Source organism: Falsihalocynthiibacter sp. S25ZX9, assembly GCF_041205405.1.
Taxonomy (GTDB): Bacteria; Pseudomonadota; Alphaproteobacteria; order Rhodobacterales; family Rhodobacteraceae; genus Falsihalocynthiibacter; species Falsihalocynthiibacter arcticus.
This window is the reverse complement of record NZ_JBGFCD010000146.1, coordinates 1-331: the sequence shown is the minus strand read 5'-3', so window position 1 is coordinate 331 and position 331 is coordinate 1. Positions and strand designations below refer to the sequence as shown.

Genomic DNA, 331 nt, shown 5'->3' with positions numbered 1-331 from the left:
TTCTACCCACAACTCGGTAGGGCGGAACGATGGTTGGAAGAGTTCCTCATGGCGCGGAAAGGTTCGCTTAAAAGTTCTTTTGGATCATATGTCTTCGTTAGCATGCTAGATTGCCCGCGTGATATTTTTGGACCAGCCTCCAAAAGTGAAGACGATCAATGGGATACGTTGAATGTGGGGGCGGACGTCGTGTTTGATGTTGAATACACTCGCAAGGTACCAATAGCTGTGAAGCTTAGAAAATATACCTAGCGCCCGAATGCCCGGTCTTGGTAAGCTGCGCTACAGCGACTAAACTATCGGTCATGGTCCTATAAGGGCCTGGGTAATC

1 protein-coding gene is annotated in these 331 nt (G+C 48.6%); it reads left to right on the top strand.

All coding sequences use genetic code 11. The annotated features are described in order from the left end of the window. Positions 1–252, top strand: a 252-nt coding sequence (locus AB9F29_RS21650; protein WP_369757217.1) for a hypothetical protein, incomplete at its 5' end; no start/stop codon positions are given. Positions 253–331 lie beyond the last annotated feature (79 nt).